The organism is Streptomyces sp. AcH 505 (genome assembly GCF_000818175.1).
In the GTDB taxonomy this organism is placed as follows: domain Bacteria; phylum Actinomycetota; class Actinomycetes; order Streptomycetales; family Streptomycetaceae; genus Streptomyces.
On record NZ_JTIY01000001.1, the window covers coordinates 4295534 to 4299865 of the forward strand.

The window sequence follows — 4332 nt, forward strand, 5'->3', positions numbered from 1 at the left end:
GGCCGCCGCCGTCGGGTCCGCCGCGTCCGCAGGCCGTACGTCGCCGTCCGCCCACAGCGCCGACTCCACCAGGGCGGCGGGGGCGACCCCGGCCACCACCTGGTCGGCTTCGGCGACCGTCCCGTCGGCCAGCTCGACGCCCACGGCCGCTCCGTCCTTCTCCACGATCCGGGTCACCTCGGCGTCGAAGACGAACCGCACCTTGCGGGCCACGCACCGCTCGTACACCGCGCGGGCCAACTCCCGCATCCCGCCGCGCACATACCAGCTGCCGAAGGTCTGCTCCAGATACGGCAGCACGGCGGCGCTCGCCGGTGCGCCGCGCGGATCGAGCCCGTACGCCAGCGCGTACCCGTCGAGCAGGGCCGCCAGCCGGGGGTCCGTCAGCTCCCAGGCGCCGATCTCGGCGACGGTGGAGGCCAGCCTGGCACCGCGCATCAGCCGCTTCCTGGGCACGGCCGGATACGGGTCGCGGCCGAGCACCTGGTGATCCGGCCACAGCGGCTCCTCCAACAGGGGCCGCCTCGACCGCTCCCACGCGTCCCTGGCGCGGCCGAGGAAGTCCGCCCAGCGCTCACCGGCGCCCGCGCCCAGGGCCCCGTCCAGGGCGGTGACGACACCGGCCCGGGACGCGTTCGGCAGGAGTACGTCGGCGCCGTCGGCGAAGACATGCCGGCTCGCCGGGTCAACCGCGCCGAGCTCGACGCACCGCTCCAGCGGCTCCTTGCCCGTCTTCACGAACAAGTCGCGGTAGACGGCGGGCAGATGCAGCAGCCCCGGCCCCGTGTCGAACACGAAGCCGTCCCGCTCGAACCTGCCGACCGAGCCGCCGTACGTCGCCGCGCGCTCGTACACCGTCACCTGGTGGCCCGCCACGGCCAGCCGGGCGGCCGCCGCCATGGCGCCCATCCCGGCGCCGATCACCACAATCCCCGCCATGCCCGTGATTTTAGACGGGGGGACCGACAGCCTGTCCCGCGCGTCGCTCCGCCCTGCGCTGCGCCCTGCGCCGCAGGAACGCCCGGATCCGCGACACGAGGAACAGCGCGGTGACGGTGCCGAGCACCAGCAGCGTGCCCGCCACGACGGCGGCGCCGACCGGATGGAAGATCGCGAAGGTGATGATCCCGGCGACGCCCAGATCCTCGGTCGTGGACATGATGACGTTGCTGAACGGTTCGGGGGAGGTGTTGATCGCCATCCGGGTCCCGGCCTTCACCAGATGGCTGACCAGCGCCGTGGAGCCGCCGACCGCGCCGGCGGCCAGCTCGGGGACCGAGCCGCTCTGCCCGGCCAGCAGCGCCCCGACCACGGCGCCCGCCACGGGTCTGATCACGGTGTGCACCGAGTCCCAGAGCGAGTCGACGTACGGGATCTTGTCCGCCACCGCCTCGCAGAGGAACAGCACGCCGGCGGCGATCAGCACATCGGGGCGCTGCAGCGCTTCGGGCACCTCGTCGGTCAGCCCGGTGGCGCCGAAGACGCCGAACAGCAGGACGACGGCGTAGGCGTTGATCCCGCTGGCCCAGCCGCTGGTGAATATGAGAGGGAGTACGGACACGGACGCGATCGTAGCCAGCCGGGCCGCTCCTGGGGTGGGGTCGGACACACACGGTTGAGTAGGGGTACCTAGGCGTCCGGATGAGTAGCCGCGCGGATAGGCCGCGAGCCGTGGGAACGGAAGAGTGGAGTCCACGGAAGGGGCGCGCGCACCGGTACCGCCGGCACGGGGCTGCGGAACGGTGCGGCTCCCCCGACGTAACGGGGGTGCACTCCGGAGGGCCCGGCCGACCACGGGGGATCGGGCTCTCCGGCTGTACCGGGGGACGACGGGGGACGCCCGGGGGATACGGGGGACAACGGGGGCACGGGGGAAACGCCGGTACGGCGGGCTCGGAAGGACGAGCCCGCCGTACCGGCGTTCGTGCTGCCGACAGGTAGCGGCCGTCCGAGCGGGCACCCGACAGAACAGGTATGGCCGACAAACGAGAGAAAGGTGCAGGTCAAGGCCGATTGTCAGTGGTAGCCCCCAGGATGGACACATACGGCCACAGCGCCGTCACACGACGACAGGAGGTTCGTCATGGCCAGCTCCTACGCCGGCGCCGCACGCCGGCGACCGACAGGCGGCCCTGCCCCCTCACTGACCGGTCCGCCCGGTGACGTCCACCCCGTCCTGCGACGGGCCACGGCGCCACCCGCCGCACTCGATCTCCTCGCCCAGGCCCGCACGGGCCTCGACGAGGCGGCGACCCTGGCCACTCCGAACGAGCGCTATGCCACCGCCCACCTCGCCGCGCTGCGCACCGCGGCGGCCGTCCTCGCCGCCCGTGGCCGCCCGGAGGCCACGACGCAGCGGCGCCGCCGGATCCGCAGCGCCTGGGAGGTGCTGCCGGAGATCGCACCCGAACTCTCCGAGTGGAGCGCCCTGTTCGCCTCCGGAGCCCAGCGCAGGGCGCTCGCGGAGGCGGGCATACAGGGCGCGGCGAGCAGCCGCGACGCCGACGATCTGCTGCGGGACACCGCCATGTTCCTGCGGCTGGTCGAGCGGCTCCTGGTGCTGGAGCCGGTGCTCCCCGCGCCGCGGCCCGAGCAGTCCGCGCAGGACGACGCCGCCGGGTGACGCCCGCGAGGTTGAGGACAGGGCGGCACGCTCCAGGGGGCCGGGAGGCCCTGCCGAGGCAATAGGGTGGGCGGCAGCCTGCACCTTTCTTGTCCCGCCGCCAGCGCGGCACCGCGCCGAGGAGTCAACTGCCGTGTCGGACCCTTCCCCTGTCATCGGTGGAGAGACGCCATCGCGCCCCCGGGGTTCTCTCCGCACCGCCGTGGTCTGGGAGGTCCTGCGGGACGCCCTCGACCGCCGGGTCAAGGTCTCGCAGGAGAACAGCCTCGACGTGCTGGACACCGGCGGCGGCACCGGTAACTTCGCGGTCCCCGTCGCCCGGCTCGGCCATCGCGTCACCGTCGTCGACCCGAGCCCCAACGCGCTCTTCGCGCTGGAGCGCAGGGCCGCCGAGGCCGGCGTCGCCGAGCGGGTCCGCGGTGTCCAGGGCGACATCCTCGGCCTGTTCGACGTCGTCGAGCGCGGCGGCTTCGACGCCGTGCTGTGCCACGGCGTCCTGGAGTACGTGGACGACCCGGCCGAGGGCGTGCGCAACGCCGTGGACGCCCTGCGCCCCGCAGGGGCCCTCAGCCTGCTCGCCGCGGGCCTCGGCGGCGCCGTGCTCGCCAGGGCGCTGGCCGGTCACTTCAACGAGGCCCGGCAGGCGCTCACCGACCCGGCGGGGCGCTGGGGCGAGGGCGACCCGGTGCCCAGGCGGTTCAGCGCCGAACAGCTCACCGGACTGGTGGCGGCGGCCGGTCTCGACGTCGCCTCCGTGCACGGCGTCCGGGTCTTCGCCGACCTGGTCCCCGGGGGTCTCGTGGACACCCAGCCGGGCGCCCTGGACGCCCTGCTGAGGCTGGAGGCCGCCGCGGCCGAGCTGCCTTCGTTCCACTCCATCGCCACCCAGCTGCACGTCCTGGGCGAGAAGCGGACCTGACGGACCGCTGATCGGCTGCTTGATCAGCGGTGCAGCGGCGCATGCAGTCCGCCACAGGCCACCCGGTAGCGCGCTTCGCGCCGTATGATCGGGGTACACCATCCGGCATGACGGATCGGTCGTTGGGGAATCAACGCCTCAGCAGCCGAGCCCGCATGGCGGCCCGGAATGGCTAAATGGCGTTGAGGGCGGGTTTCACGGGGGCGAATCCCTGCCTATTCTTGAAGGGGCCGCATACCGGTCGCCCCCCGCGACCGACGACTAGGAGGACTCCGTGCCGCTCTCGGAGCACGAGCAGCGAATGCTCGAGCAAATGGAGCGAGCGCTGTACGCCGAAGATCCCAAGTTCGCGACAGCGCTTGAGGGAAGCGGGCTGCGTACATACACCCGGCGACGGGTCTATCAGGCGGTCGCAGGCTTCCTGGTGGGTATCGCGCTCCTCATGTCTGGAATGGTCGCCCAGCAGATCTGGGTCAGCGTGGTGGGGTTTCTCGTCATGCTGGGCTGCGCGGTCCTGGCGGTCACCGGCTGGCGCAAGGCGCCCAAGCCCGGTGAGCAACAGGCCGCCGGTGGCGGCCCCCCGGCCGGCCGCCGACAACCCAAACCACGTCGTTCGGTGATGAACCGGATCGAGGAGCGGTGGCAGCGCCGCCGTGACGAACAGGGCCAGTAAGCCCGGCAGATCGAATCCGGACAGATAGCAGTCAGCGCCGGACGGACGAACAGAGCCGGACGAACAGAGCCCGGCGAACAGAGACCGTACGGCTGAGGGGCGGACGCGATACGCGTC

5 protein-coding genes are annotated in these 4332 nt (G+C 72.7%); 3 read left to right on the forward strand and 2 right to left on the reverse strand.

All coding sequences use genetic code 11. From position 1 onward, the window contains the following. Positions 1-939, reverse strand: a 939-nt coding sequence (locus tag HY68_RS19675; protein WP_198533307.1) for an NAD(P)/FAD-dependent oxidoreductase, incomplete at its 3' end; no start/stop codon positions are given. 10 nt (positions 940-949) lie between these two features. Continuing rightward, positions 950-1561: a DUF4126 domain-containing protein gene (locus tag HY68_RS19680; RefSeq protein ID WP_041990668.1), complete on the reverse strand. Its 612-nt coding sequence runs from the start codon at positions 1559-1561 to the stop codon at positions 950-952. 522 nt (positions 1562-2083) lie between these two features. On the opposite strand from HY68_RS19680, the gene HY68_RS19685 reads away from it, so the two are divergent. From HY68_RS19685 to HY68_RS19695, 3 genes are all read left to right on the forward strand, one after another. Beyond that, complete coding sequence (locus HY68_RS19685; RefSeq protein ID WP_041990670.1) at positions 2084-2623, forward strand: SAV_6107 family HEPN domain-containing protein; 540 nt, start codon at positions 2084-2086, stop codon at positions 2621-2623. Between the two features lie 133 nt (positions 2624-2756). After that, positions 2757-3542 carry a methyltransferase gene (locus HY68_RS19690; protein ID WP_107070108.1) on the forward strand — a complete coding sequence of 262 codons (786 nt, stop codon included), beginning with the start codon at positions 2757-2759 and terminating at the stop codon, positions 3540-3542. Between the two features lie 274 nt (positions 3543-3816). Next, complete coding sequence (locus tag HY68_RS19695) at positions 3817-4215, forward strand: DUF3040 domain-containing protein (protein WP_041990674.1); 399 nt, start codon at positions 3817-3819, stop codon at positions 4213-4215. Positions 4216-4332: the final 117 nt, after the last annotated feature.

Coding starts and splice junctions, on each gene's coding strand:
- HY68_RS19685 (WP_041990670.1), top strand. CDS start 2,084: ATGGCCAGCTCCTACGCCGGCGCCGCACGCCGGCGACCGACAGGCGGC.